The organism is Actinotignum schaalii FB123-CNA-2, assembly GCF_000411135.1.
Taxonomy (GTDB): Bacteria; Actinomycetota; Actinomycetes; order Actinomycetales; family Actinomycetaceae; genus Actinotignum; species Actinotignum schaalii_A.
In genome coordinates, this window is the sequence record NZ_KE150262.1 from 983,716 (window position 1) to 1,009,799 (window position 26,084).

23 protein-coding genes are annotated in these 26,084 nt (G+C 62.5%); 9 read left to right on the forward strand and 14 right to left on the reverse strand.

Features of this window, described 5'->3' with window-relative positions; genetic code table 11:
- Positions 1–88: 88 nt before the first annotated feature.
- From HMPREF9237_RS03925 to HMPREF9237_RS03940, 4 genes are read left to right on the forward strand one after another with little or no spacing between them, the layout of a single operon-like run.
- The gene (locus tag HMPREF9237_RS03925) at positions 89–1,063 is read left to right on the forward strand and encodes a hypothetical protein (RefSeq protein WP_016442435.1); all 975 of its coding nucleotides are present in this window, start codon (positions 89–91) and stop codon (positions 1,061–1,063) included.
- Complete coding sequence (locus tag HMPREF9237_RS03930; RefSeq protein WP_016442436.1) at positions 1,060–2,286, forward strand: glycosyltransferase; 1,227 nt, start codon at positions 1,060–1,062, stop codon at positions 2,284–2,286. Before HMPREF9237_RS03925 ends, HMPREF9237_RS03930 begins: the two co-directional genes overlap by 4 nt.
- Positions 2,283–3,701, forward strand: a complete 1,419-nt coding sequence (locus HMPREF9237_RS03935; RefSeq protein ID WP_016442437.1) for a sensor histidine kinase — start codon at positions 2,283–2,285, stop codon at positions 3,699–3,701. The genes HMPREF9237_RS03930 and HMPREF9237_RS03935 overlap by 4 nt, the downstream gene beginning before the upstream one ends.
- A gap of 28 nt (positions 3,702–3,729) precedes the next feature.
- Positions 3,730–4,401: a response regulator transcription factor gene (locus HMPREF9237_RS03940; protein WP_016442438.1), complete on the forward strand. Its 672-nt coding sequence runs from the start codon at positions 3,730–3,732 to the stop codon at positions 4,399–4,401.
- 71 nt (positions 4,402–4,472) lie between these two features.
- Here the strand turns inward: HMPREF9237_RS03940 and HMPREF9237_RS08920 are convergent, their stop codons facing one another.
- From HMPREF9237_RS08920 to proC, 13 genes are all read right to left on the reverse strand, one after another.
- On the reverse strand, positions 4,473–5,000 hold the full coding sequence (locus tag HMPREF9237_RS08920) for a hypothetical protein (RefSeq protein ID WP_016442439.1): 528 nt from the start codon (positions 4,998–5,000) through the stop codon (positions 4,473–4,475).
- Positions 5,001–5,057: 57 nt separating this feature from the next.
- A complete protein-coding gene (locus HMPREF9237_RS03950) occupies positions 5,058–5,414 on the reverse strand; it encodes a hypothetical protein (protein WP_016442440.1) in 357 nt (118 codons plus the stop codon).
- A gap of 2 nt (positions 5,415–5,416) precedes the next feature.
- Positions 5,417–5,539, reverse strand: coding sequence for a polymorphic toxin type 50 domain-containing protein (locus tag HMPREF9237_RS09895; protein WP_155875838.1), 123 nt, complete (start codon positions 5,537–5,539; stop codon positions 5,417–5,419).
- A gap of 59 nt (positions 5,540–5,598) precedes the next feature.
- Complete coding sequence (gene valS, locus HMPREF9237_RS03955) at positions 5,599–8,241, reverse strand: valine--tRNA ligase (RefSeq protein WP_016442441.1); 2,643 nt, start codon at positions 8,239–8,241, stop codon at positions 5,599–5,601.
- A gap of 137 nt (positions 8,242–8,378) precedes the next feature.
- On the reverse strand, positions 8,379–9,104 hold the full coding sequence (locus HMPREF9237_RS03960; protein ID WP_016442442.1) for a tyrosine-protein phosphatase: 726 nt from the start codon (positions 9,102–9,104) through the stop codon (positions 8,379–8,381).
- A complete protein-coding gene (locus HMPREF9237_RS03965) occupies positions 9,104–10,114 on the reverse strand; it encodes a metallophosphoesterase (protein ID WP_016442443.1) in 1,011 nt (336 codons plus the stop codon). The genes HMPREF9237_RS03960 and HMPREF9237_RS03965 overlap by 1 nt, the downstream gene beginning before the upstream one ends.
- Positions 10,111–11,070 (reverse strand): ABC transporter ATP-binding protein, encoded by a 960-nt coding sequence (locus HMPREF9237_RS03970; protein WP_016442444.1) that lies wholly within the window; start codon positions 11,068–11,070, stop codon positions 10,111–10,113. Before HMPREF9237_RS03970 ends, HMPREF9237_RS03965 begins: the two co-directional genes overlap by 4 nt.
- Entirely contained in the window at positions 11,067–11,948 is an 882-nt protein-coding gene (locus HMPREF9237_RS03975; protein ID WP_016442445.1) for an ABC transporter ATP-binding protein, read from the reverse strand. Before HMPREF9237_RS03975 ends, HMPREF9237_RS03970 begins: the two co-directional genes overlap by 4 nt.
- Positions 11,945–12,829, reverse strand: coding sequence for an ABC transporter permease (locus HMPREF9237_RS03980; protein ID WP_016442446.1), 885 nt, complete (start codon positions 12,827–12,829; stop codon positions 11,945–11,947). Before HMPREF9237_RS03980 ends, HMPREF9237_RS03975 begins: the two co-directional genes overlap by 4 nt.
- Positions 12,826–13,866, reverse strand: coding sequence for an ABC transporter permease (locus HMPREF9237_RS03985; protein ID WP_016442447.1), 1,041 nt, complete (start codon positions 13,864–13,866; stop codon positions 12,826–12,828). The genes HMPREF9237_RS03980 and HMPREF9237_RS03985 overlap by 4 nt, the downstream gene beginning before the upstream one ends.
- The gene (locus HMPREF9237_RS03990; protein WP_016442448.1) at positions 13,866–15,395 is read right to left on the reverse strand and encodes an ABC transporter substrate-binding protein; all 1,530 of its coding nucleotides are present in this window, start codon (positions 15,393–15,395) and stop codon (positions 13,866–13,868) included. Before HMPREF9237_RS03990 ends, HMPREF9237_RS03985 begins: the two co-directional genes overlap by 1 nt.
- Before the next feature lie 123 nt (positions 15,396–15,518).
- Positions 15,519–15,860 carry a hypothetical protein gene (locus HMPREF9237_RS03995; RefSeq protein ID WP_016442449.1) on the reverse strand — a complete coding sequence of 114 codons (342 nt, stop codon included), beginning with the start codon at positions 15,858–15,860 and terminating at the stop codon, positions 15,519–15,521.
- Positions 15,861–16,661, reverse strand: coding sequence for a pyrroline-5-carboxylate reductase (gene proC, locus HMPREF9237_RS04000; RefSeq protein ID WP_016442450.1), 801 nt, complete (start codon positions 16,659–16,661; stop codon positions 15,861–15,863).
- A 146-nt stretch (positions 16,662–16,807) separates the two neighbouring features.
- On the opposite strand from proC, the gene HMPREF9237_RS04005 reads away from it, so the two are divergent.
- On the forward strand, positions 16,808–17,590 hold the full coding sequence (locus HMPREF9237_RS04005) for an SDR family oxidoreductase (RefSeq protein WP_016442451.1): 783 nt from the start codon (positions 16,808–16,810) through the stop codon (positions 17,588–17,590).
- A gap of 62 nt (positions 17,591–17,652) precedes the next feature.
- Here HMPREF9237_RS04005 and HMPREF9237_RS08925 read toward each other — a convergent pair whose 3' ends face one another.
- Complete coding sequence (locus tag HMPREF9237_RS08925; protein ID WP_081637293.1) at positions 17,653–18,393, reverse strand: pyroglutamyl-peptidase I; 741 nt, start codon at positions 18,391–18,393, stop codon at positions 17,653–17,655.
- A gap of 231 nt (positions 18,394–18,624) precedes the next feature.
- On the opposite strand from HMPREF9237_RS08925, the gene HMPREF9237_RS04015 reads away from it, so the two are divergent.
- The 4 genes from HMPREF9237_RS04015 to brnQ all read left to right on the forward strand — a co-directional run bounded on the left by HMPREF9237_RS04015 (position 18,625) and on the right by brnQ (position 25,990).
- On the forward strand, positions 18,625–18,951 hold the full coding sequence (locus HMPREF9237_RS04015; protein WP_016442453.1) for a hypothetical protein: 327 nt from the start codon (positions 18,625–18,627) through the stop codon (positions 18,949–18,951).
- Positions 18,952–18,962: 11 nt separating this feature from the next.
- Complete coding sequence (locus HMPREF9237_RS04020; RefSeq protein ID WP_196800237.1) at positions 18,963–21,011, forward strand: alpha/beta hydrolase; 2,049 nt, start codon at positions 18,963–18,965, stop codon at positions 21,009–21,011.
- Between the two features lie 266 nt (positions 21,012–21,277).
- Entirely contained in the window at positions 21,278–24,487 is a 3,210-nt protein-coding gene (gene ileS / locus HMPREF9237_RS04025; RefSeq protein ID WP_039898725.1) for an isoleucine--tRNA ligase, read from the forward strand.
- Positions 24,488–24,616: 129 nt separating this feature from the next.
- Positions 24,617–25,990, forward strand: coding sequence for a branched-chain amino acid transport system II carrier protein (gene brnQ / locus HMPREF9237_RS04030; RefSeq protein WP_016442456.1), 1,374 nt, complete (start codon positions 24,617–24,619; stop codon positions 25,988–25,990).
- The last annotated feature ends 94 nt before the right edge of the window (positions 25,991–26,084 follow it).

Below are 26,084 nucleotides of genomic sequence, written 5' to 3' on the forward strand. Positions count from 1 at the left end.
GTTCTGCTACACCGTGCGAACTACGAGCACCGTCGCACCGTCCGTGCACCGTTGCCCCGTCCCCTCCATCTTCTATCGAAGGACCATTATGATGAATCATTCACCTCTCAGCTCCCGCCCGCGCATGCTTGTCACCGGCGCCAGTGGCCCGGCTGGATCCTCCCTCCTCACCCAGCTGAGAGCCAGGGGAATTCCGGCGCTTGGTGTCGATATGGCGCCCCGTCCCCGCGCCGATGGCGCGACGATCCTCCGGTGCCCGCCCGCCACCGCCCCGGATTTTGTGAGTGCTCTGGCCGCTATCTGTGAGGAACACTCGATTGGTCTCCTTATCCCCACGGTGGATGAAGAACTCTCCGTTCTCGCCCCGCTCCGTACCGCGCTGCTTCACCGCGCTCGCATTGCGGTAGCCCCCACCGCAGCGGTGGCGATTGCTGCCGATAAATGGCTCACCCATCGGGTAGCGGAGAGTAGTGGCCTGGCCGTGCCCCGCAGCCTGGAGGGCCCTGCCCTCACCGAAGAAGGCGCATACTGGCTCGGTTTCCCCTATGTGGTACGCCCGCGGGTAGCACGCGGCGGGCGCGGGGTACGCCTGGAAACATCATTCCCGCCCACCGTGCCACTGCGCGAGACCGAGATGGTTTCCGCCTTCCTCCCCGGAACCGAATACTGCGCGCAGCTGTATCTGCCTGCCCCGGGAAGCCCGCGACGGAACGGGGCCGCGAACGGCGCGGGAGATAACGCCCGGCGTCGTCCCACCGTCGTCGTGCTGGAAAAAACTAGCTTGGCTTCCGGTCAGCACGGAAACGCGACCGGGGTTCGGCGTGTGAAAGCCCCGGACGTTGCCGAGCTGGCGCTCGCTGCGGCTCGGGCGGTGGGCCTGAACGGAGCGGCCGACGTTGATATCCGCCGCGATACCCAAGGCCGCCCCGCCCTCATCGAAATCAATGCCCGTTTTGGCGCGCATAGCGCTCACGCACCCGAATTGCTGGACGCGCTCCTGGAGGCTTACGCACCCGCGCAGGCTACTTTGGCACCGTGCAGCACCGTCGAGGTGACCGCATGACCACCCTGCTCCTCATTCTTGCCGTTCCTACCCTCATCCTCACCGCGGTGACCTGGATGATGTACCCGGCCGCGATCCTGGGGGAGATGCGCCAGCGGCCCCGTCCGCTCTACGGCACCCACACGAAAGTGTCGATTATTATCCCGGCCTATAACGAGGAAGTGGTGCTCGGTGCCTGCCTGCGCTCCATCCTTGCCACTGGCTGGCGCCGGCTGGAAGTAATCGTCGTCGACGATGGATCAACGGACGCCACTGCCGCCGTTGCGGCACCTTTCACCAGCGATCCACGCGTCACCTTCCTGAGCAAGACTAATGGCGGGAAAGGAAGCGCCCTCAACCTCGGTATTGCCCATGCAACCGGGGAGATCCTCATTTTTGTGGATGCCGACGGGCTTTTCACTTCCACCACCATTCCGGAGCTCCTGGCCGGATTCCGCCACCCCGGGGTGGGTGCTGTGTGCGGGAACGACCAGCCGGTCAATATTACCGGTCCGCTCACCGCGCTGCTCGCCCTTATGACTCACGTCGGGACAGGGATGACGCGCCGTGCGCTCGCCTTGCTGGGGATGCTCCCCATCGTGGCGGGAAATTCCGGGGCTTTCCGTGCTGATGCGGTGCGCCGGGTAGGTGGCTTCCGGGAAGATACCCTGGGGGAGGATCTGGAGCTTACCTGGCGGATCCACTTTGCCGGCTGGGACGTGGAATTTGCGCCCCATGCCCTCGTGCTGGCTGAAGTTCCCGCCACCCTGCCGGCCTTGTGGAAACAGCGAGTGCGCTGGCAACGCGGCCTCATCCAAACCGCTCGCATCCACCGCTCCCGCCTCACCTCCCCGTGGCGGCGCCCCATTGATGCCTACCTGCCTATCAATCTTTTCTCACTCCTTGTTGCCCCGGTACTCCAGGTCGTCACCCTCGCGGTGTGGGCGGTGGCAGCACTCAGTGGCGCGGCACCGCACTGGATGAATGTACTGGTGGGGGCAGGACTGGTGGTCGCCCTCGCGGTAACGGTGCTCTCCCTTATCCTTGATCGCGCCTGGCGCGACCTGCGCCTCCTACCCGCCTTGCCTTTGTGGCTCCCCTTCTCCTGGATGATGAGCGCCGCCACGGTGCGCGCGATCTGGCTAGAAATACGCGGAAAAGCCAGCGAATGGAATAAACTGGAACGAACGGGCGTACACACCGTGCCGCTCCCGCCCGCCGCCGTCGAACGGGAAACAATGTGACATCACGTCCTATTACGATTCGTTTTCGGATTGCCGCCACCATGGTCGCGCTCGTCGCGGTCGTGCTGGCGGCAACCGGCGTAGCCGTTGTCCTCACCGAGAGCCGCATGTGGCGTGCCCAAGTGGACGCCACCCTGGTGCGAGTCGCAGATGAATTTCGGGTGCTGGCTGAAAACGGAGTCGATCCGGAAACCGGGCAGCCCTTCGCTGGGCCATCCCAGCTCATCGAAACCTACCTTTCGCGCACCGTACTCTCCGAAGCCGAAGGGGAGATGGGGATTGTAGACGGTCGGGTTGCCTGGGTAGGTGGTGATACCAGTCCTGTGCGCCCCGAGGAAGATTCCGGCCTGGTACGCCACCTTCTCCCACTCACCCGCAGCGGAGAGATCACGATGGGGACCTACGCGGGGGCGCAGCGTGAATACCGCTATATCGTGGTCCCGGTGCAGTTCTCCGGCTCGCAGCCCGGCGCGCTCGTGCACGTGTACCTTCTTGACGTCATCAGCGCCCGTATCTGGAATCTCATGACGGTGCTGGCGGTGGTCTACCTGGTGGCCGTCATCGGCGTCGTCGCCATCGCGTGGCGGCTGGTGTGGCAACTGCTGCGCCCCGTGGAGCAGCTGCGCGCCACGGCCGAAAATATTACCGCCAATGCTGATTTGTCCCGACGGGTCCCGGTGGAAGGGCGCGACGACCTGGCGCGGCTATCAACAGCGATGAACACCATGCTCGATTCCCTGGAAACCATGGACGCCGATCAGCGCCAACTTTTAGACGACGTCGGGCACGAGCTACGCACACCCATCACGATCGTGCGCGGGCACCTGGAGCTCATGGATGCTAACGATCCGAGCGACGCCGCGGATACCCGTGCCCTCGCCCTCGAAGAACTCGACCGCATGAATTCGCTGGTTGGAGATTTACTCACCCTCGCGAAAGCCGAACGATCCGATTTTGTGGTGCCCCGTGAGGTTGATATAGCCGTGCTCACGGAGCGGATCTTCGATAAAGCCACCGGGCTGGGTCCGCGCGCCTGGAACCTGGGCGCCGTGGCCAGCGGGCAGGTGTACCTGGACCCGGAGCGCATCACCCAGGCGGTGCTGCAATTGGCAGCGAACGCGGTCAAATACTCCGAAGAAGGCACCCCGGTGGAGATTTCTTCAAGCGTGGTAGCGGGGCGGGTGAGTTTCACGGTGGAAGACGCCGGCTGCGGGATCGCCCCGGAGGATACCGAACGTATTATGGAGCGTTTCGCGCGTGGGCGTAATACTGGGCGTTCGGAAGGCTCCGGGCTCGGGCTCGCGATTGTTAGCTCCATCGCCCGGGCTCACGGTGGGGAAGTCACGGTGCACTCGCGGTTGGGGGAAGGTTCCGTATTTACCTTGAGTTTGCCCAGCGTTTACCTGGGTTCGTGATAGCCTCACAACCGGAGAAGGGAGCAAGATGAGCACCATCCTCATCGTCGAGGACGAAGAGCGCATTGCCCGCTTTATTGCGAAAGGCCTGAAAGCAGCCGGCTACACTTCCACCACCGCATCAAGCGGTGGGCAGGCCGTTGATCTGGCTGTTCACACTCCTTTTGACCTGATTATTTTGGATATTGGCCTGCCCGATATCGACGGTTTCACGGTGCTCGAGCGCTTGCGCGGGCAGGGCCTGGACACCCCGGTTATTCTCCTCACCGCCCGCACCTCCGTGACGGACCGCGTAGCCGGGCTCGAGGGCGGGGCCGATGATTACATGGCGAAGCCTTTTTCTTTTGAAGAGCTCCTCGCGCGTATCCGTTTGCGTTTGCGCGACGCCGCAGCCACCCCGGCGCCAGCTAGCTCCGCCACCCAGCTTTCCCACGGCGGCATCATCCTGGATTTACTCTCCCACCACGCCCACGTAGGCGGGAAACAGGTGGAGCTCTCCGCCCGCGAATTTACCCTGCTGGAAACCTTTATGCGCCACCCGGGGCAGGTGCTTTCCCGCGAACAACTCCTCTCCCGGGTCTGGGGCTACGATTTCGATCCCGGTTCCAATGTGGTGGATGTGTACGTGCGCTACCTGCGTGGGAAAATCGGGCGGGACCGCATCGAAACAGTGCGCGGCATGGGCTACCGCCTGAGCTAAGGCAGCGGGGCCTTCTGGGTGAAGGAACGGTGCTGCTAGTTCAGGCGGTAGGACCGGGGTTCGCGACTGGTTTAGTCGTCATCCTCGTCATCCCAATCATCATCGTCGTTATCATCCCAATCATCGTCATCGTCGTCATCATCGTCCCAGTCATTATCCGAGTACTGGGGCGGTGCGGGGCGCGCGGGAGCTGGTGCCACCCGTTGCGGCGCGGGTGCCGGCGCCGCCGGGGCGGGAACTGGCGCCGGTGCCGGAGCGACGTTAGCGGGGGACGGGGCAGTGCCCGCGGGCGGCGTCGTCGTACTATTTGAAGCATCACCCGTGAACAGGTGCGCATTTTCGGCCACATCAACCAAAAGACTGCGCAGGGTGGCGCGCTGCGCGTTGTTGAGCGGCGGGCGCTCCGTGGGCGAAGAAGCCGAAACGGTGCTGCCAGCGCCGGCGGAGCTCGCGGACGGGGAAGACGGCCCCGTGACGGTGACGGCGGGGCCCACGGACTGGGTGCCGCTCCCGCTCACGGCGTGGGCAAGCTGCATCCCCAAGAAACCGAGGAGCGCCAGCCCGAGGAGCACGGCAAGAAGTTTCACACGAGTTGTCATGTCCCTAAGTACACCGGAGCGAGATGACGGGGCCAGGAAACAATCATGAGAATCTTCTCATGTACGTGAAGGGTCGGTCTGAGCTGAATAGACGGTGTCTCCGGTGTTGATATCAGTAATCAGCGTGGGGAAGTCGCGGTAATCAATTGAAAGGTAGGTGTGGTAACGCCGCGGGCCGTCGTGAATAATTTCTGATATCTCAAAAACAATTTGGTGGAATTCGTCATATCGGGGATCATCCATCTCGATATCGAGATCGCCGCCATTCTCGGAGTCATAAGCGGCTTCGAACATCCCACGATAGCGTTCGCCATCGTTGAAAGAAATATCAAGAACAGCGTGAGGGCAACGGTGGCAATAGTTTTCCACTTTCCAGACTTGGAATTCCTCTTCGGGATGGAAGTAGGAGAACATGGCTACTCCTTAGGGTGTGTTGGGACAAGATGGCATCCGCTTTTCGAATAGTGAATCGTACCTCGAGTCGTAGCCGTGAATGAGGGTGGCGGGCCCGCTTTCGCAGACCCGCCACCAGGATTCACTCAATTGTGCGTAGTGCTACGTGGAGCGCTACGCACGCTGCGCCGTTGTGCTTGTGACGCTACTTCCGCTTCGGTTCCGGCTCATCCAGCTCGTAATCACCGATGGTGATCTGCTCGCCGGCCTCCGTACCCGGCGTGAAACGGAGCTCCCCGCGCACGTGGGCGGCGCGCACCAGGTCCGCGCGCACCTCCTCGAGCAAGGCGGTATTACCGCGCAGCTCCACCCGAGCGAAGCTGGTGCGCTGCGACACCTTCGCCGCGGATTTCACGCCGCGTAGCACCGTGAGTGCCTGACCGGCCACCTCGAGCAGCTCCGCGTTTCCGGAACCCGCCGCCTCGCGCAGCGGCGCCGCCTCCGGCCACGCCGCCCGGTGCACGGAGCCGGTACGGTACCAGCTCCACACCTCGGCGGTGGCATAGGGGATAAAGGGCGCCAGCAAGCGTAGGAAAGTATCCACCGCAATCGCCAGCGTCACCCGGGCGCTCTCCGCCTCCGGGGTATTCGAATAGGCGCGGTCCTTGACCAGCTCCAGGTAATCATCACAGAAGGTCCAGAAGGCGGTTTCAGCTACTTCCAGAGCGCGGGTGTGATCAAAGACCTCAAAAGCGGTGGTGGCTTCCTCCACCACGCGCGCCAGATCGGCCAGCAGAGCCCGGTCAATCGGCTCGGTCACGTGGGAGGCATCCAGGCAGACCGGTGAGCCTTCCCCGCCCATGCCCAGCGCAAACTTCGAGGCGTTGAGCACCTTCATAGCCAGGCGGCGCCCCACTTTCATCTGCTTTTCATCAAAGGCGGCGTCCACGCCCAGGCGCGCGGAGGCAGCCCAGTAACGCACCGCGTCCGCACCGTGCCGCACCAGCAGATCCATAGGGGTCACCACATTGCCCTTGGACTTGGACATCTTCTTGTGATCCGGATCCAAAATCCACCCGGAAATCGTGGCGTGCTTCCAGGGCAGCTCCCCGAATTCCAGGTGCGCGCGCACCACGGTGGAGAAGAGCCAGGTACGGATAATGTCCTGACCCTGCGGGCGCACGTCCATGGGGTACACGCGCTCGAAAAGATCCTCATCGGTGAGCCAGCCCCCGGCGATCTGCGGGGAGAGCGACGACGTGGCCCAGGTATCCAAAATATCGGTTTCCCCGGCGAAGCCGCCCGGCTTACCGCGCTGATCTTCGGTATAGCCGGCTGGCACATCACTGGAAGGATCCACGGGAAGGCTGGATTCCTCCGGCGTAATGACGGCGTCGTACTTTACTTCGCCGTTCTCCGAAATCTTGTACCACACCGGAATCGGCACCCCGAAGAAACGCTGCCGCGAAATAAGCCAGTCCGAGTTGAGCCCCTTGACCCAGTTGTCGTAGCGCACGTGCATGAAATCGGGGTGGAAAGCCAGCTTGTTGCCGGCTTCAATGAGGTTATCGCGCAGCTCCTTGCCGTTACCTTCCACGTGGGAACGCCCGCCGTTGCGGATGTACCACTGGCGTGAGGTAACAATTTCGAGCGGCTTATCACCCTTCTCAAAGAAGTTGGTTTTACGCATGGTCGGCTTCTCATCACCGATCATTTCCCCGGTTTCCTTGAGTTTCTCCACCAGCGCCTTACGGGCGGAGAACGTGGTTTTCCCGGCCATTTCAGCGTACATGGTGCGCCCGGCCTCCGAGGTAATCCACTCGGGGGTATCACGCACCAGGCGCCCGTCCTTACCGAGCACGCTGTGCAACGGAAGTTGCAATTCGCGCCACCACTCCACGTCGGTGACGTCACCGAATGTACAGCACATGGCGATACCGGCGCCCTTGTCCATTTCCGCCTTGGGGTGGGCGAGCACCGGAACTTCCATATCGAAAATCGGCACGCGCACCGTGGTCCCAAAGAGGTGCTGGTAGCGGGTGTCATCAGGGTGCGCGATGAGGGCCACGCAGGCGGGCAGCAGCTCCGGGCGGGTGGTTTCGATCACGACGTCGCCGCTCGCACCGTGGAATGCCAGCGCGTGATAGGCACCCGGATAATCGCGGGCCTCAAGTTCGGCCTGCGCCACCGCGGTTTGGAAGGTAATATCCCACAGGCCCGGGGCCTGCGCCTGGTAAGCCTCCCCGCGCGCGAGATTACGCAGAAAAGCGGTTTGGGCTACCTTCTGGGCCTTCTCTCCGATGGTCTGGTAATTCTGCTTCCAGTCCACGGACAGTCCCAGGTGGCGCCACAGAGCCTCGAATTGCTTTTCGTCCTCTTCGGACAGCTTCCAGCACAGCTCAATGAAATTACGCCGCGAAATGGGCACCTGGTCGGCGTACTTAATGGATTTTGCGCCGCCCTGGTGCGGGGGCACGAAATTCGGGTCGTAGGGGAGGGATGCATCCCCGCGCACCCCGTAGTAGTTTTGAACGCGCCGTTCGGTGGGCAGACCGTTATCATCCCAGCCCATCGGGTAGAACACCGATTTTCCGCGCATGCGCTGGTAGCGGGCCACGGTATCGGTGTGAGTGTAGGAAAAAACATGGCCGATATGCAGCGAGCCAGAGACCGTGGGCGGCGGGGTATCTACCGAAAATACTTCGGAGCGAGTAGCGGTGCGGTCGAAAGCATAGGTGCCTTCTTCTTCCCACCGTTCGCCCCAGGTAGTTTCAAGACCGTCGAGAGTGGCACGGTCCGGTACCTCCGTGTGATCGAGGAGTTCGGACTCTTGGTTAAAACTAGTCATGGGGCTATTGTTTCACGCCCCGTGCGTTGCGGGAAACTGCGCCATACGTGAGAGGGGCGACGGCGCAGCTACGGCGCGCGGTGCTCGGGCCACCGTAGCGGTGGTATCCGAGGCCGTCAAAATGGCGCACGGCCCCGCTAGAGATGGGTATCCGGTTCCACCAGGTGGGCGCGCAACAGCTCAAAAACAGTCGGGTCAATCCCGTGCCCGAGGAGGTACTCGCGCGCCCCACCGGCCGCTTCTATGCGCACCGTGGCAGCGCTCAGAGCTTCTTCAGTCACGTACACGGCGCGGTGCGCGGCGGCCCCCGGGATATATTCGCGCCCCATCACGAAGGCAAGATCCTCCTGGTAACTTTCGCCCAGCGCCGTGGCGGAGGTGAGGTAATCAGCCAGGATTGTGTCGCGGCTCGCCCCGAGGATGGAGAGGATAAGCCCGGTGACCACCCCGGTGCGATCCTTCCCGGCGGTGCAGTGGATGAGCACCCCGCCTTCCGCGGATAGCTCCGCCGCCGCGGTGACCGCCCGCGCCAATTGCCCACCGAAATTGCGGGCCATCTGCATATACAGGTCGGCAAGCTCGGACCATTCCAGGTGGGCAAGTTGGTTATTGAAAATAGGCACGGAGGCAACGCTCACCCCGTAATCTGCCCAATTGGTGGTGCCGGCACGTTCGGCGTCGTCACGCAAATCAATAACACCGGTGATGCCCTGCGCTCTCAAAAAATCTCCCAGGCTCTCGTCGTGGCGGAAAGCCGCGGAAGAACGCAGCAGGGCGCGCTCGCGGATATGCCCGCCGGCCATCCGGGTACCGCCCAGGGAACGGAGATTATGCAGGCCGAGGGGCAGGCGTGGGGAAGTCATCACTGTCCTTTCGATCCGGTATCAAACGTGTTTTCCAGGAGGTAGGAACCCGGGCCGTCCCAGGCCAGCGGGTCGCTTGGGCTCCAGCCGGGCCGCCCGGCCCGCCTCCCGATAGCCACTACTTCTTCCGGACTATACGCAAAGATTTCCTCGCCCGGTTCGATGCCGCTGGGCAGTGCGGCCGCCCCGTCCTCCAGGTAGGTAATATCCTGCTGGACACTGGCCGCGCTTATCTGCACCACTGAAAAAGCCGAGCGGGCTCGCGCGCTTTCCCATTCGGGACCCCGCCCGAGCGTAGTTTCATTGGCGAGGGCCGGGCCGACTACTACCGGCACTCCAGCAGCGCGTCCTCGCCCGGCCAGGTGGTAGTGGCCCGCCAGCACCACGGCGGGCGCCACTTCCCAGGATTGCAAGCCTTGTGCCAGGCGCGGGGCGTCCATGAGGCGCAGTGCCCCGTGGAGCACCGTGGGGGCGGCCAGTGGCGGATGATGGAGGACGAGGACGGAGTGGAGCGGTGCCTCGCCCGCCGTGGGTGCGCCGCCCACCGTGTGTGCGCCGTCGACGTCGGTCACAGCGTCCTCGATACGGTGAATCTGGTCGCCGAGGTAGCCGAAGCCGCGCCCGGGAACGGAACTATCTGCCGCAACGAAGCGCCACCGTGCCTTTCCCACCGTGATATCGGTGATGGAAAAAATCGGGTCCAGGGGTGCGCCAGGCAGGTCAAGGGCCTCTCGCATCGCCGCGCGCAGGTCGTGGTTCCCGCAGGCCCAAATCACTGGCGCATCCCAGCGTTGCGCAAGCGGGGCGAGGGTGTGGGCCGCGAATGTGTAGGACTCGGGGGTGCCGTCATCGGAAATATCCCCGGAGACCACGATGGCGTGGCAGGGCGCGAGTTTGCCGGCAGTGGCAACAGCCGCCTCCAGTAGCCCGGAAGTGTCAATTTTTCCGTAGTGGGGGGCGCGCTCGGCCCGTAGGTGGGTATCGGAGAGGTGCAGGATGCGCAGGTTCATAGGTCATCGTCTCTTTCGGGTGGCGTGGCGGGTACGGCGGATGTAGCTGATGCTGCGGGCGGGACGGGGAGGGTGAACGCTGCGGACGGGGCGGCGTTCACCGCCTGTGTCGGCTCGGGCAATAACGGCACCGCTGCGATAAGTTCCCGGGTGGCAGGGTGGCGCGGATGCTCCAGCACCTGCGCCGTGGGAGCATATTCGACGACGGTGCCCCCGCGTAGCACGAGGGTGTCCTCGCACAGATTCTGGACAATGCCTAAGTCATGGGAGATGACAATGAGGGTGAGGTTCAGGCGGGCGCGCAGGTCGTGGAGAAGCTCCAGGACAGTGGCTCGCACCGAAACGTCGAGGGCGGAGACGGGCTCATCGGCAATAAGAACCTTGGGTTGGCAGCCCACGGCACGGGCAATTGCCACCCGCTGGCGCTGCCCTCCCGAAAGCTCATGCGGATAGCGGGAGCCCCATTCCGGGTTGAGATCCACGGCGGCCAACGCATCGCGCACCATCTCCCGGTGTTTGCCTGGAACTCGCAGCAGGCGCAGCGGTTCTTCAATAATCCGGCCTACCGTCATCCGCGGATTGAGGGAAGCAAAAGGATCTTGCAGCACCAATTGGACTTCGTGGCGCAGGCGGGTAACACCCAACTTTCCGTAGCGCACCTCCTGACCCCGGTAGGTGATTGAGCCGCCGCTAGGCTCGAGTAAACCGAGCATCATGCGGCTGAGCGTGGTTTTTCCCGAGCCGGATTCGCCAATAATCCCCAGCGACCGCCCCGCTCGCACCTCGAAAGACGTGGGTGCCAGAGCCAGGGTGCTCCCGTAGGATTTAGTGACGTTCCGGCAGCTGAACAGCACATCCCCGCGTTTGACGGGCCAGTCCTTTTCCAGCGGGGCCCGGGAAGTCATCCGGAGTGCAGCCTCGCGCGGATCCCAGGTTTTTTCCGATGCGTTTGTCATGACTGGTCACCTCCGTGCACCGCCAGGCCTTGCTGTGCTCCTAGTTCCTGGGCGACAACCCGAGCTTCTCCTACCCGTGCCTTGCCTCCCATCCCCGCTGGGCGTTGCAAGCTAGTGGCGCGAGCCGCGGCCACCAGTCCTTGAGTATAAGGATGCGCGGGGCGGAGCAAAATATCCGCGGCGCTACCCTCTTCGACCAATTCTCCCCGGCGCAGCACGAGGATACGTTCGGAAGTGTGGTAGGCCACCGCCATATCGTGGGTAATCATGAGAACAGCGGTGCCATGTTCGCGGGCGGCATCGTCCATGAGCTGCAAAATATGGGCCTGCACCGTGGCATCCAGGGCGGTCGTCGGCTCATCTGCGATAAGAAGGGCGGGGGCCAAACTCATCGCCATGGCAATAACCACGCGTTGGCGCTGGCCCCCGGAAAGCTCATGGGGGAAGCGGTTAATGATGTTTTCCGGGCTAGGGAGCTCAACCATGCGGGCCAGCTCGCTGGCCCGCTGCGCCGTCGCCGATTTTTTTAATCCCGCGTGAATACGAGAAGCCGCCACCAACTGGTGCTTAATGCGCACCACCGGGTTGAGTGCTGTATGCGGTTCCTGGAAAATACAGCCGATACGGCGCCCGCGGATTTTCTGGAACTCCGCGTCAGAAGCGCCTACCAATTCGCGCCCCTCGAAACGAATCGAACCGGTCACGCGTGCCCCGCGGGGGAGCAGCCCCTGGATCGCCATCGCCGTCATCGATTTTCCAGACCCGGATTCACCAATAAGGCAGACGCGTTCGCCGGCCTCCACCGTGAAGGACACTCCCCGCACCACGTCGGTGGAACCGAAAGTCACAGTGAGATCACGTACCTCAAGAAGACTCATCGTGTCTCCCTTCCGCGCGGATCGAGCACGTCGCGCAGGCCGTCCCCCAAGAGGTTAAATCCGATAATCGTCAGGATAATCGCGGTGGCCGGAATGAGAATGACCGTCGGGTGGGAATACATGAAACTCTGGTAGGTGGAAAGCATGCGCCCCCAGGATGGAGTGGGTGGCGGGGTGCCCAGCCCCAGGTAGGACAGCCCCGCTTCCGCCAGCGTGGCTGTTCCCATGATTTGGGTGACGCGCACAATCAGCGTGGGGGTGATCGCCGGGAAAATATGGCGCGAAAGAATCCACCAGGAACGCGCCCCCGCGGCCACCGCCAGGAGCACGTGATCGGAGGCGGTGGCACGGCGCAATTCGGGCAGGATGGTGCGGGTAACCGCCGGGGCGGAGCCCAATCCGATGGCAACGGTGGAGGTGAGGGTGGAGCCAGAAAATGCGGTGACAAGAATGAGGGCAATAATGAGGGTGGGGAAAGCCACCCATACATCGGTGAGGCGCTCCATCAGGGAACCGAGCCAACGCGGGGCATATACAATAATCGAGGCGAGGAGCAACCCGACCACCAGAGCCACCGCCGCTCCACCCACGCTGGTGAGCACCGTAACCCGCGAACCGAGCACCATGAGGGAGAAAATATCACGCCCGAGTTGGTCGGCGCCGAACCAGTGCGCCCCGTTCGGGCGGGCCCAGGAAGCCCGCGAATCCACACTTTCGGGATCATAAGGTACCCAGATGAAAGACAGCAGGAAAGTGGCCAGCACCGCCAGTACCACCACGGTGCCGATGAGGCCGGCCGGATTGCGCAGCAGCGCCCGCAACCGGGCCCGCCACGGCGACGTGGCGGAGAGGGCCCGCAGGGCCGGAGAAGGAATACTCATCGCAACCTCACTCTCGGGTCGAGGAGGCGGGAGGCCACGTTGGAGAGCATCATAAGGAGAATAACCGCTCCGGAGAGCACCATGAGGAAACCTTGGACAGTAACAATATCGCGGGTGGATACGCTCGCAACCAGATGGTGCCCGATGCCGGGAAGTGCAAAGACCTGTTCGACCACCACGGTGCCCATGAGGAGGGCCGCCGCATCGAGAGCGATAACAGCCAGCAGAGGGAGCCAGGCGTTTCGCAGCGCCTGAGTGAGGAGGGCACGCCTGCGGCTCATCCCCTGGGCGCGAGCGGTGCGCACATAATCCTGGCCGAGCTGTTCCAGCACGGCGGAACGCACGTAGCGCACCAGTCCCGCCGTTTGTGGAATCGCCAGGGTAATGGCGGGCAGGATGAGACTACGGAGCGCCGCACCCGGATCGCCCCATCCCTCGCGCGGGAAACCGGTGGAGGGAAGATGAAGCGGGGTCGCTAGGTACATGACGAGCAACATCCCCACAATGAACGTAGGGATCGCGATACCCAGTTGGGAAAGCCAGGAGACGAGGCGCCCGGTCAGGGTGGTGGAACGGGCCGCGGCATACACCCCGATCACCAGGGCGAAAATAACCGCCAAACTCAAGGACATGAGAGCGAGGGGCACGGTGACCTGGAGCTTCGTCACGAGCTCGTGGGTCACGGAAAGAGAAGAAAAGGGTGAGGTGCCGAAATCTCCGGTGAGGGCAGCGCCTAACCAGCTCAGATACTGGACGATGAGAGGACGATCCCAGCCGTGCTCGGCCCGGATCGCCTCGATTTGCGCGTCGGTAGCATCCAGACCACCCATAATGACGGCCGGATCCCCGGGCAGGGTGTGGAGCGCGAAGAAAATTACGAAAGAGGCGAGGAATAACGCCGCTACCGCCCACCCCAGCGCGGCGAGCACGATGCGGGCGGTGCGCGACGTCGTGGTGCGAAGCACCGTTTCGCGGTCCACGGTGCCGGAGGCGGCATCCGCCCCCGGCACCTGCGCGAGCGCGAGTGGTTCAGCCATTAACGCGCAACCTGAATATCAGCGGCGTAGAAGCGAGAACCGGTCCGGTTGGTCGGGAATCCGGAGACCCCTTCCCGGGAGAAAATAATGGCCTTGGGGCTGTAGAGCCAATCCGAGGCCGCATCTTCAGAAACGAAGGTGGCGAGCTCACCGAGCTTCTTATCGCGTTCGGCCAGCGAACTGGCGGTCATCGCTTCTTTATTGAGCTGCTGGGCCTGTGCGCTGTCGTAATGCCAGTAGTAGCTAGGATTCGAGTAGTAGGTGAGCGTCCACGGATCCACGTGGAGCACCATGGTCATATCGTAATTTCCCCCGCGGTAGACCTCATCGAGCCAGCTGGAAAATTCCATCCGGTCAATCGTCACATTAATGCCGATCTCCTTGAGCTGGGCAGCCACATATTCAGAAATAGCGGAATCGTAATTATTAGCTACCCGCAGGTTGAGAGAGAGATTCTCAACGCCGGCCTTGTTGAGCAGTTCACGGGCCGCCTGCGGATCATAGGAATCAATGTCATTGAGGGAATCACTCCACCAGGCCATCCCGGGAGAAACCATGGAACCCACCCGCACCATGTTCCCACCCAGCGCGGTAATGAGGCCATCCTTATCGATGCCCTTGCGGATAGCGGTACGCACATCCTTATTAGCCAGAGTCGGGTTGCTGTGGTTGAAGCCGAGCGTCATCCATGAGGTTTCCGTACCCTGCGAGGTAATAATTGCCGGGTCGGCCGCGAACCGCTCCACCGTATCGGTGTTCTGGGTGGTGAGAATATCAATTTGTCCCGAGGCCAGCGCATTGGCGGCTGCGGTCTGATCCGCGTAATAGTGGTAGACCACTTCCTTGGTGCCGGCCGGATCGCCCCAATAATTGTCATTGCGTTCGAGGGTAATGGTGGATCCGGTCTTCCATTCACCGATGGTGAAGGGGCCGGTACCGTTCGATTCCTTATTCAAATCGACCGTGTTATCGGAAGGAACCATCATGGCAGCGTCCGTAGACATGCTGTCCAAGAAATTCATATTCGGTTCGGATAGGGTCACGACGACGGTATGCGGGTCGGAAGCCTGCGCGGATTTAAAAGTGCGCATGAGCTTATGATCGGGATTCTTCGACCCCTCGGCAGCAGAAGCTTCCAGGGTGGCAACAACATCCGCGGCATCAAAATCAGAACCGTCGTGGAATTTAACACCTTCGCGCAGATGGAAAGTATAGCTCAGCCCATCTTCGGAAATATCCCAGGAGGTCGCCAAAGCTGGCAAGATATCACCGTTTTCAGCGCGGCGGGTGAGTCCTTCATAAACATTATCGATAACAAGCTGATCGAGGGCCGCGCCGGATACCGAGGTCGGATCCAGGCCGGTGGGTTCCAAAATAAAACCAACGTGCACCGAGGCATCCGGGTTCGCATTCTGAACCGGGGCTGGGCCGCTAGCGGAGGAAGAAGCCTCATTGGAGGGCGGGTTGGTTGAGCAGCCGGACAGCGCGAGTCCGGCAACGAGCAGGGCGACGCCCGCAAAACGCTTCATATCTGTTCCCATCAGGTAGTGAAGTCAAAATATGGCTCGGCGCATCTCAGCACGAAGGCGTCACCATATATGTATCTATCGAGTCAATGTGAACCGTTGGAAAACGTGGAGTTAAAAGGCGAGCTACCTCTCCTTTGCGTCAGTATCGCGGATAGAGCGGGACGCGCGGGTCCCGGGTTTGGCACGCTTGGCGCGCCGGCGAGTCTCAGCGGCTTCGCTTTCCAGATCGTGCACCACGAGGCGAGCGTGGCGCGCGGTCAAGATGGGGTGGATTTTCTTCGCGGCGCGCATGGCGGTGGCGGTTCCCTCCGCCGCGGCCGTCAAAATACGTTCTTTTTCTTCCTCGCTCCATTCGTGGGTACGCATAAAACGCAGCGAGCGGGCCTCGCGCAGCATGGAAATCCCCCACAGCAGCAGCACCACCAGGAAAATCCCAGCGAAGCCAAGGAGTGACAGTCCGTTCATTTAGCTGAGGTTCCTATCTTTATCAATACTGGCCTGCACGCCGCGCACAACGGCCGCTCCGAAACCGGCGCGTTCTAATTCCACCACACCGGCCACGGTGGTGCCGCCAGGCGACTGCACCGTATCGGCCAAATCGGCTGGGGACAGCTCACTGGCGAGCACCAGGCGTGCCGCACCTTCCACCGCCTGTGCGGCGATGCGCACCGCCTGCGCGGCCGGGAGACCATCGGCAACCGCGGCCCGTTTGAGGGCATCAATATAAGTAAAGGTGAAAGCCGGGGAGCATCCGGCGAGCGCGGAAAAGACGGAAAAATGCTTTTCTTCCAGGGTGATATGGGCACCCACGGCAGCGAAAACTTCCCGCACCGCGTCCTGCTGAGCGGGGGTGACGGAGCTTGAGAAGCATAGCGCCGTCATGGAGGCACGCACGCTGGCGGCTACATTCGGCATGGCACGCACGAGTGGCTGACCGGGGGCGAGATGGTGGGCGAGGGTGGCAAGTTCAAGGCCCGCTGCGATAGACACGACGACGGTGCCGCATTGCCGTGCGGCGTCGTTAATCTCTCTCAGAACGTCCGCAACCGCGTATGGTTTTACGGCGACGACGACGATTCCGTCACCCACGGCCGTGACCAGCTCGGTATTTGAGACGGCCGGGCGCACTCCCGTTTCCTTTGCGAAGTCGCGCGCCGCCTGCGCGTCTTTCGCGGAAACGACGACGGATGCCGGATCCGCACCCGCGGCAAGCACCCCGCGCGCCAGGGCACCTCCCATATGTCCGGTTCCAATAAAGCCGATCACGAGCACTTCCTTTCTACCAGCTAGGCCCGGTGCTCCCGCAGCGGCGCTGAGCGAACACCGGGTATGCTCTCCGCGTTTTATTTTAGGCTGAAGAAAGGTGTTTTATGGCCGGCGTGGCTCTCACCCGGCAGAACGGAGGGTTTGACATGTCACATCGAGTACTCGTGACCGGAGCATCCAGCGGAATTGGTGCGGCGAGCGTTCGCGCTTTACGCGCGGCCGGATTTGAGGTGATCGCCACTGCCCGGCGCGAAGATCGGCTCCGCCAGCTCGCCGAACAAACCGGGTGCAGCTACGTGGTGGCGGACTTGACGAAAGAGGCCGACGTCGCACGGCTCGTCGCCACCGTAGCGGAATCCGGCGGGGTGGACTCCCTGGTCAATAACGCAGGCGGCGCCCGCGGGCAGGACAAGGTGGCGGACGCGAAAATCGAGGATTGGGAGTGGATGTACCGCGTGAACGTACTCGGTACCCTGCGCCTGACCCTGGCGCTGCTCCCACATATGCGCGAGAACGGCGGGAGCGTTCTCTTTGTGACGTCCACGGCGGCGCAGGAAACCTACGTGGGTGGGGCCGGATACACGGCGGCCAAGCATGCCGAACGCATGATTAAGGACACTTTGCGTCTGGAACTGGTGGGAGAACCGGTGCGGCTCATGGAACTGCGCCCGGGCATGGTGATGACGGAGGAATTTTCTAAGAATCGACTCGGATCAGATGCCGCAGCCCAGAATGTGTATGCCGGGGTAGCTGAACCGCTCCTCGCCGAGGATATTGCTGAGACGGTGGTATGGATGCTCTCCCGCCCCGCCCACGTCAATATCGATTCGGTGGTTATCCGCCCCGTTGCCCAGGCGAATTCCTGGACGGTGGCCCGTACCGGCAGCGACGTGGTGGAGTTACCCTCCTCGGGGCTAGGCGGAAAGTAGGGGCACCGGGGCGCACGCGGTGCCGGCGTAGCGCCAGCACCGCGCCAGCGTCGTGCGGGAAACTACCGGGTCGCGGTGATCTGCCGGGCAAGTTCAGCAATCGCCGCGGCAATCCCGAGGCCGAGCTCATCGAAGGTGGTGGCGGGCCGGGGGAGCGCCGGGGTGGCGCCCTCGTTTAACGGTGCGCCGTGCACCGTCTTGGGCAATGCTGCATCTCCGGCGTCGGTTAGTGGCGCAGGCTGCGGCGCGGACGGTACGTCGGTTTCCGCACCCACCGTGGCCACCCCAACGGTGCGCAGAGCCGGAACGTGAATGAAGAGACCGGGAACGGGAAGCTGGACCACGCGGTAGGCGATGTTATTACAGAGGTAGCGCCCCGGATCTCGGCTCGTTTCCGCAGCGATACCGGCCCCGTTAATAGCGCGGGTAATATCCGCCACCCGCACGGGACTCGCAGCAATAGCAGGCCCGCCCGCAATCACGGGTTCACCGTTAGGCTGAGCTCCCGCATTATCGGGAATCCGGGCGAAGTTTTCATTAAAAGCTTGGAGTTCCGGGGTGATAGCGCTACGCCCGCCCGCTTCCCCGATGGCAATAACCGCATCGGGGTGAAAACGCTCCACTGCCTCGGCCAGCACCTGTCCGGCGCTCGCGAACACCACCGGCAACATGGCCGTCGCGACCTCCACCTCGCAAGGAAGATTCATATCTCGAAGATGAGGGACGGATCGCAGCGCTGCCTCCCGGCTCGCATTTTCGGTATCGGCACCAAAGGGCTCAAAATAAGTCACTAAAACACGCACACTTCACCCTACCGCGCCCCTACCTGTGGATAACTACACGCGCCGAACTCCGCCTGTGGATGGACCCTGGACGGATATTTCCATGCCTGGCACCATCGGCTCAAGCGTTTGGCAGGGGAGCCGGCTCCCAGAAAACAAGCGGGGCCAGTTCAACGAAAGTAAGCGGCGCCAGCGCACAGAAGTCAAACGTAGCCAGCGCAAAGGAAACAGGAGCGAAGAGGGGAGGTCACGGTGGATGGTGTTCTTATCACGGAGTCTGCGACGGCGGAGCTGCGCGCCGCGCTTGCGGACGTGAGTGCCGCGCTGGCTCCGCTGCGGGTAGATACCGTGCCGGGAGCGGTGGCGGCGGCATTGGCTGGAAGCCCACCGCCGGCCAGCGTGAGCGCGGGATGCGCGGCCCTGGATAGGCACACCCGCGATATCGCGGCCCGAGCCGATGAGCTAGCAGCCTCCCTCGCACTGGCCTGGCGCATCTACCAGGAGGCAGACGGCGAGGCCGGCGCGGATATCGCGGGCGTGGATATTTCCGGTTTCGATATTGCGGGGGTCGGAAGATGAAAGATCTCCGGGTGACGTGGGGGCAACTGCGTGGCTGGAACGGGGCCCTGCTCGGAGCGGTTCTCGATGAGATAGCGGCCGTGCGCCGGCGCTGCGAAGAAGCCAGCTGGCAGCTGCGCCAGCTAGCCGCGCGCTCCTTGAAGGGAGCCTGGGAAGGCTACGGAGCACGTGCCTTCCTTTCCGATGTGCGGGCCCTGGCCGCGCGCGCCGCCGCGCACACCGACCGTATTGACCACCTGATCCAGGCTTTGGGGGAAGCGCAGCATAAAATCACCCGTACCCAAACGGCAGTGAGCGAAGCACTCTCCCGTGCGAATGCTGCCGGAATGGAGATCACCCCTCGCGGTGAGGTGATCGACCCGCTCGCCGGCGCGGATGACACCGGGGTAGCGGAGTGGGAACGCCACCAGATAGTGGTACAGATTAGAGCGGAGGTAGAGGTAGCCCACCGATCGGCCGATAATACGCTCAGCTATCTAAACAGGGTGTTCAACCAGCTGGCTGCCGGGCAGATAGCCCCGGAGGCTCGCACCAATTACTATCGTTCGGTCGGGCGGGTGCCGGTTGGGAAAAGCGCGGCCTATGTGCAGGCATGGTGGGCATCCTTGGGAGATGCCGAGCGCTCGTATGTGCTCGCCCATGCCCCTCAGGATCTGGGGAATTTGGACGGAATACCCTACGCGGTGCGGGACCGCGCCAATATTGCCGTGGCCCGTCATGACGAAGAAATGGCCCGCGCCTATTACGATCCGATTCTGGCCGAGCTTTCCGCGGAAATCGCCAGTGCCCAGGCGGATCTTGAGGGAAACCTCGGGAAAACTGATCGGGAGATTCGCACCGCCCAGCTTGGGGCGGCTCAACTGCGCTATGCCACCATCACCGCCAACCTGGCTGCGTACGCCAGGATCCGCACCCAGCGCGGCCTGGATCGCAATTGGCGCGAGCATATCTCCACGGCCCCGGTTCGCTCCGCTTCGTCCCAGGATTCGAAGCGGAGCTCGTCGCCACCCGCGGGGCGATCATTCGCGGCGCACTCGTCCGCCGCGCGACTATCCGCGGGGCGCGCAGCTCCGGCGCACTCGCCTGCGCCGCGTTCCTCTCCGCTGGCAGGCTCCGCCCAGTCCGCCCAGTCCGGCCAGCCACGCCAACTCCTCGTGTATCGCGGGCCGAACCGGGCCCGTACCGGTACCGGTGCGGAATTGCGCACCATCCAGGTGGCCCTATCTCAAGGCGATGTGGATACTGCCTCGTCTATCACCATCGAGGTGGGTGGAATGACTACCAATGTGGTGAATTCCCTTGATTCCCACATCGAAGCGGCCGGCCGCCTGGCTACCCTCCAGCAGGAGATCCTCACCGCTCGGGGAGAAACCGGAAGCCCGGCTGTGGTGACTTGGTTTGATTACGCCGCTCCGCAAAGTGCGCTGGACTCTTCCCTCTACACCCCGGCGCGCGCCCGTGAAGGCGGAGCAAGCCTCGCGCGCTTCGCGGAGGGAATTGCCCAGGTCCGCGGGGAGGATCGCCCGCGTATCAGTCTGCTGGGGCACTCCTACGGTTCAGTGACGGCTTCAGCGGCCGCGGAGCGGGTTCGGCCCGGCGTCGTCGACACTCTTGTGGTATACGGAACACCCGGGGTTGTGGCCGAAGGATGGGATATGAATACCGGGGCGCACGGGGCTGGAAGCGCCGCCTCCAATCACGTCCTTTCCAATAAGAAAGACATTATTAACGTGGTCAACGTGCTGGGTGGGGGAGCGGTCTCGGGCGGGCATACCGATGCGCTCGGCTTCAATCCGCGCCGGGATCCGGATTTCACCGCGCATCATTTCTCCGGGCGCGGCGGATTATTCTCCCAGCATTCGGAATATTTGGAAAACGCGGATTCCCCGCAAATGCGCGAACTTGCTCGTATTACCACCGATCCTGCCGCGGTGTCCGGAGTGCCGCAAGCCACGGAGCCCGGGGCGCCGCCAGCCAGGTTGACGCCGCCCCGCGAACCACCCGCCGGAGCTGCGCCGTTGCCCCAATCCCCACCGGTCCGCCCACCACCCGGAAGGTAGATGCGCACCGCGCGCGGAAGGGCTACAATGAGCGGCGTTGGCTATGACCCGGCAATCACCGGCGAGCTCTCGGAAGAACAGCCGCGCGGCCCGTGCCGTGCAGCCCAGTAGAACCGAGCGGGTGGACCCGTTAGCGTCCTAATGAAGCGGTTACCCGCCGTACCACGCGTGCGGTGAGTAGCAAATGAGGTGGTACCGCGGTACCGGAATTCCGGCGTCGTCCTCAATCCGATTAGGTTTGAGACACGAGGAGACACCGCGTGGATATGTATCCGCTTCATCGCGAGGGCGGCGTGCCCGCCTCCCCGAACTTCCCGAAGATGGAAGAAGGCACCCTCGCTTTCTGGAAGAAAGACAATACGTTCCAGTCCTCCGTGGCGCAGCGTGAATCCGGGCCGCACGGCTCCAATGAATTCGTTTTCTATGACGGTCCACCCTTCGCCAACGGCCTACCCCATTACGGTCACCTTCTCACCGGTTACGTCAAGGATGTGGTGGGGCGCTACCAGACCATGCGCGGGCGCCGAGTTGAGCGCCGCTTTGGCTGGGATACCCACGGGCTGCCGGCCGAATTGGAAGCCCAGCGTATCCTCGGCATCGATTCCACCGATGAGATCGAGGATATGGGCATCGCCACATTTAACGAGGCCTGCCGTTCCTCGGTGCTGCGCTACACCAAGGAATGGGAAGAATACGTGACCCGCCAGGCACGTTGGGTCGATTTTTCCCATGATTACAAGACTCTGGACACCACCTATATGGAATCGGTGCTGTGGGCCTTCAAGACTCTGTACGACAAGGGTCTGGCTTACGATGGCTACCGGGTGCTGCCCTACTGCTGGAATGACGAAACCCCGCTGTCCAATCACGAATTGAAGATGGATGACGACGTCTACAAGGACCGGCAGGATCTCAGCTTGACCGTGGGGCTGCGTCTGGAAACGGGTGAACTCGCCCTTATTTGGACGACGACGCCCTGGACGCTGCCCTCCAATCTGGCCATTGCCGTGGGTCCGGACATCGAGTACCTCACCGTCATTCCGCGCGAAGGCAAGCTGGAAGGCGAGCGAGTGATTATCTCCGCAGCCCGCCTGGAATCTTACGAAAAGGAACTGGGTGAAGATCCGGAAGTTGTGGATCGTTTCCCCGGCTCGCGGCTAGTGGGCCGCGCTTACGCCCCGATTTTCGATTACTTCATGAATCGTGCGGACGATGAGGCACCCGGCCCGCATGCCTACCACGTGATCGCGGGGAGCTTCGTGACCACCGACGACGGTACCGGGCTGGTTCATATTGCCCCCGCCTTCGGTGAAGACGATATGTTCGCCTGCCAGGAGGTGGGCATCCGCCCCGTGGTTCCGGTGGATGGCGCCGGGCGTTTCACCGCCGAGGTGCCCGATTACGAAGGCACCCAGGTCTTTGATGCCAATCTGCCCATCACCCGCGATCTGCGCGAGGGAACCGGACCGCTGGCACGCCGCCCGGAAAACGAGCGCGCCGTGCTTGTGCAAGAACGCTCCTACCTGCACTCCTACCCGCATTGCTGGCGCTGCCGTAAACCGCTCATCTACAAGGCAGTGTCCTCGTGGTTTGTGCGGGTGAGTGCCTTCCGAGATCGGATGGTGGAGCTTAACGAGCAGATCGAATGGACCCCGGCGCATATCAAGCACGGCCAGTTCGGTAACTGGCTTGCCGGGGCGCGCGATTGGTCCATTTCTCGTAACCGGTTCTGGGGCAGCCCCATTCCGGTATGGCGTTCCGACGATCCGAACTATCCGCGCGAAGATGTATACGGTTCCCTGGAAGAACTCGAGCGTGATTTCGGGCGACTGCCGCGTAACGAGAAGGGCGAAGTGGATCTCCACCGTCCCTATATCGACGAGCTGACCCGCCCTAACCCGGACGATCCGACGGGTAAGTCCACCATGCGGCGCATCACCGACGTGTTGGATTGCTGGTTTGAATCGGGCTCCATGCCCTACGCCCAGGTCCACTATCCCTTCGAGAATAAGGACTGGTTCGAGGACCACTACCCGGGGGACTTTATCGTCGAATACATCGGCCAGACTCGCGGCTGGTTCTACACCCTCCACGTGCTTGCCACCGCGCTCTTTGACCGTCCGGCCTTCCGCACCTGTATTTCCCACGGCATTGTGCTGGGAGATGACGGTCAGAAGATGTCGAAATCGCTGCGCAATTACCCGGATGTCTACGAGATGTTCGACGAGGTCGGCGCGGATGCGATGCGTTTCTTCCTCATGAATTCACCGATTGTGCGCGGCGGGAACCTCATCGTGACCGAACGTGCCCTGCGCGATACGGTGCGCCAGGTCCTGCTGCCGCTGTGGAATGCCTACTACTTCTTCGCGCTTTACGCCTCGACGTGCTCGAAGGGGGAGGGCTACCGCGCCCAGCCGGTAAGCGACCCCTCCGGTTTGGATGTGATGGACCGCTACCTGCTGGCCAGCATTAAGGACCTGGCCGATAAGGTGCGCACCGACCTGGATAACTACGATATTCCGGCAGCCTGCGACCGGGTGCGCGGTTTCCTAGATGTGCTGACCAACTGGTACGTGCGTACCTCCCGGGATCGCTTCTGGAATGAGGACCACGCCGCCTTCGATACCCTCTACACGGCGCTCGAAGTGCTCATGCGGGTCATGGCGCCCCTCGCGCCGCTCGTGACCGAAGAGATCTGGAAGGGGCTGACCGGCGGACGCTCCGTCCACTTGGAAGACTGGCCCGAACTACCCGATTCCTGGAAGGACGATGCGCTGCGCGAAGCGATGGACGAAGCGCGCGCCGTCGTCTCCGCTGCGCATTCCCTGCGTAAAACCCACCAGTTGCGGGTGCGCCAACCGCTGCGTACCCTCACCATCGTCACCGACCGTGACCTGGCGCCCTTCACCGAGCTCATCGCTCTGGAAGTGAACGTCAAGAATGTTGAGCTCAAGGACGTGGCGCAATCGGGGATGAAGGTCAGCCGTGACCTCAAGGTTCTCCCGCGTGAGCTGGATCCCCAGCTACGCAAGATGACCTCCGCGCTCTTCCAAGCCGCCAAGGCCGGGAACTGGAGCGAAGACGGTGCGGACGCGGTGCTCCACACCGATCCGGAGGTGCGCCTGGCGCCCGGCCAATTCGAGATCACCGTATCGGTGGAAGCCGACCCGGGTTCAGTTGCCGCGGCGCTCGATTCCGGTTCCTTCATCGCCCTGGATACCGAGGTGGATGAAGAACTGGAAGCCGAAGGCTACGCCCGCGACGTCGTGCGCGCCGTGCAGGACGAACGCAAGAACGCGCAGCTGCACGTGGCCGACCGGATCGCTCTCAACCTCACGGTTCCCGCCGAGCGCGTTGATGCGGTTACCCGCTATCTGCCCTTCATCCAGGAGGAAACTCTCGCGGTGCAGGCGCAGGTGACTGCGGGTGCAGAAGGCGCACCGCTCGGCATCGAGGTGACGAAAGTCGCGTACTAAAGGTCGGCGCGCTCTGTAACGGCGCGCCGTGATCCTCTAGAGTAGGGTGCCTTGCACGGGCCGCGGTGGACGACCATGGTTTTCGCCGCGGCCCACGCACTCTCCTCACAATTCACACGAAGGTCAGGGATGAAAAAATCGCGCGTCCTCACGCTCGCTGTTACCGGTTTGGCGCTCTTCGCCATGTTCTTCGGGGCGGGGAATCTGATTTTCCCGGTGATGCTCGGCATCCAAGCCGGAACAAATACGCCGCTGGCTATCGCCGGATTTATCGGCACCGGGGTTATTCTCCCCGCCGTTGGGCTCATCGCTGCCACCTCTAGCCGCGATGGTACTCCGCAGGATATTGCGACCCGTATCGGTCGCATCCCCGGTCACGCGCTTCTGTGGGCAATTTTTATCACCACCGGAGTTTTGTACGCGGTACCGCGGGTGGCCGCGGTGAGTTTCGAGGTTGCGGTCCGCCCCGTGATGCACGACGACGCCGCTGCCCGCCCCGCCCTCCTTGTTTTCTCCGCCGTGTTCTTCGTGGTGGCTGTGCTCGTGGCCCTCAACCCAGGCAAAATGGTGGATCGAGTGGGAGGAATCCTCACCCCTGCCCTCGTTATTCTCATGGCGATTCTTATTGCGGTGGTGGTGCTCAACCTGCCGCCCCAGGTTGCCCTTCCGCAGGCACCGTATGCGCCCAATGCGCTCACCGGTGGGCTGCTGAGCGGGTATATGACCATGGATGCGCTGGCGGCCTTCGTCTTTGGGTTGGTCATCGTGTCCTCATTGCGCTCCAAAGGTTTCACCTCCCGCGGGGCGCTCTTCGGGGGAGCGGCGGGCGTGGCCCTCATCGCCGCGATTATCCTCGCCGCGATCTACCTGGGGCTGTCCCAGATCGGGGTCCGGGTGGCCACCGAGGGATTTGCCAACGGTGCGGATGCACTGGCGGCTGTTTCCGAGCGTTTCTTCGGACGCAGCGGTCAGCTTATTTTCGGTGCCATCACGATTCTGGCGTGCCTGACGACGGCGATTGGCCTGCTGGGCGCGGCCACTCAGTTTTATCGCAGTTATCTTCCGGGGCTGGCGTACCGTCCTCTCCTCATCGGGCAGGGAATGTTTGCTTTTGCCATGTCCACGCTGGGACTGGAAGGAATCCTCAATTTCATTAATCCGATCAATCGCTTTATTTATCCCATCGCGATTGTTCTTATTTTCGTGACGCTTGTTGATCTGGCGGTTCCCGGGCGCCTGCATTGGGCTTACCGAGCCTCCGCCTGGATTGCGGCACCTCTCGCTCTCCTGGACGGGCTGGTTGTCACCGAATGGGATATTTTCGCTCCCGTCGCGGAATTCTTGGCGCTATTCCCGCTGGGTGCAGAAGGGCTCGCCTGGGCCGGGCCGGCGGTGCTCGGTTTTGTTCTCGGGCTAGCGGTAGACGGGATCCAAGGGCGGTTATTCCCACCGACTCTGGTGCGAGCCAAAGCCGATGAGCCAGCGGAGGCGCCAGTAGCCTGATATTTGCGGGGTGTCGGCGAACGCTCGCGGTGAAACTATTGTTTCTATGTTTTAATGAAACCACGTAGAACTCCGCGGGAGTTCCCCAAGGATG

What these genes read in the sequence shown, in the direction of transcription:
- HMPREF9237_RS03925 (WP_016442435.1), top strand. Translation starts at nt 89, where the DNA reads ATGATGAATCATTCACCTCTCAGCTCCCGCCCGCGCATGCTTGTCACC.
- HMPREF9237_RS03930 (WP_016442436.1), top strand. Translation starts at nt 1,060, where the DNA reads ATGACCACCCTGCTCCTCATTCTTGCCGTTCCTACCCTCATCCTCACC.
- HMPREF9237_RS03940 (WP_016442438.1), top strand. Translation starts at nt 3,730, where the DNA reads ATGAGCACCATCCTCATCGTCGAGGACGAAGAGCGCATTGCCCGCTTT.
- HMPREF9237_RS08920 (WP_016442439.1), bottom strand. Translation starts at nt 5,000, where the DNA reads ATGACAACTCGTGTGAAACTTCTTGCCGTGCTCCTCGGGCTGGCGCTC.
- HMPREF9237_RS03950 (WP_016442440.1), bottom strand. Translation starts at nt 5,414, where the DNA reads ATGTTCTCCTACTTCCATCCCGAAGAGGAATTCCAAGTCTGGAAAGTG.
- valS (WP_016442441.1), bottom strand. Translation starts at nt 8,241, where the DNA reads ATGACTAGTTTTAACCAAGAGTCCGAACTCCTCGATCACACGGAGGTA.
- HMPREF9237_RS03960 (WP_016442442.1), bottom strand. Translation starts at nt 9,104, where the DNA reads ATGACTTCCCCACGCCTGCCCCTCGGCCTGCATAATCTCCGTTCCCTG.
- HMPREF9237_RS03965 (WP_016442443.1), bottom strand. Translation starts at nt 10,114, where the DNA reads ATGAACCTGCGCATCCTGCACCTCTCCGATACCCACCTACGGGCCGAG.
- HMPREF9237_RS03970 (WP_016442444.1), bottom strand. Translation starts at nt 11,070, where the DNA reads ATGACAAACGCATCGGAAAAAACCTGGGATCCGCGCGAGGCTGCACTC.
- HMPREF9237_RS03975 (WP_016442445.1), bottom strand. Translation starts at nt 11,948, where the DNA reads ATGAGTCTTCTTGAGGTACGTGATCTCACTGTGACTTTCGGTTCCACC.
- HMPREF9237_RS03980 (WP_016442446.1), bottom strand. Translation starts at nt 12,829, where the DNA reads ATGAGTATTCCTTCTCCGGCCCTGCGGGCCCTCTCCGCCACGTCGCCG.
- HMPREF9237_RS03985 (WP_016442447.1), bottom strand. Translation starts at nt 13,866, where the DNA reads ATGGCTGAACCACTCGCGCTCGCGCAGGTGCCGGGGGCGGATGCCGCC.
- HMPREF9237_RS03990 (WP_016442448.1), bottom strand. Translation starts at nt 15,395, where the DNA reads ATGAAGCGTTTTGCGGGCGTCGCCCTGCTCGTTGCCGGACTCGCGCTG.
- HMPREF9237_RS03995 (WP_016442449.1), bottom strand. Translation starts at nt 15,860, where the DNA reads ATGAACGGACTGTCACTCCTTGGCTTCGCTGGGATTTTCCTGGTGGTG.
- HMPREF9237_RS04005 (WP_016442451.1), top strand. Translation starts at nt 16,808, where the DNA reads ATGTCACATCGAGTACTCGTGACCGGAGCATCCAGCGGAATTGGTGCG.
- ileS (WP_039898725.1), top strand. Translation starts at nt 21,278, where the DNA reads ATGTATCCGCTTCATCGCGAGGGCGGCGTGCCCGCCTCCCCGAACTTC.
- brnQ (WP_016442456.1), top strand. Translation starts at nt 24,617, where the DNA reads ATGAAAAAATCGCGCGTCCTCACGCTCGCTGTTACCGGTTTGGCGCTC.